The organism is Achromobacter sp. ESBL13, from assembly GCF_036668755.1.
GTDB lineage: Bacteria > Pseudomonadota > Gammaproteobacteria > Burkholderiales > Burkholderiaceae_B > Achromobacter.
In genome coordinates this window covers 1-431 of the sequence record NZ_JAZEVT010000020.1, presented here as the reverse complement: position 1 = coordinate 431, position 431 = coordinate 1, and the positions used below count along the sequence as shown (strand labels likewise).

At 61.5% G+C, this 431-nt stretch carries 1 protein-coding gene; it reads right to left on the bottom strand.

Annotated elements, in window-relative coordinates:
• Positions 1-431: VCBS domain-containing protein (locus V6F88_RS27805; protein ID WP_332613523.1), on the bottom strand; the 431-nt coding region annotated here is incomplete at both ends.

The window sequence follows — 431 nt, the reverse complement described above, 5'->3', positions numbered from 1 at the left end:
TCGACGTCGGCCACATCCAGCTTGCCGGTTGCAACCAGCGAACCGTCTTCGGTAACTGCACCATCAGCCTTGCCGGTCACGACGGGGATGTCGTTGGTACCGACGATCGTGACCACGACCTGACCCGCCGTGCCGTCAGCGGTGGTGACGGTAAACGTTTCGGTCAGGGTCTTGCCAGCGCCCAGGCCTTGGACGGCCGGGTCGTTGTTCGTGAGGTTGTACGTCCACGCGCCATTGGCACCGACAGAGAACGTACCGTGTTGGCCAGGAGCGTTCGTTTGAACTTGGAACACGGCTTGGCCGACGTCCGGATCGGTGACGTCGAGCTTGCCGCTGACGGACGACTTCTCGTCTTCAATGACTTCGCCCTTGTCGCTGTCAGGGGTAGACGGGGTGATGATCGCGCCGTCATCGGTACCGTTAATCGTGAC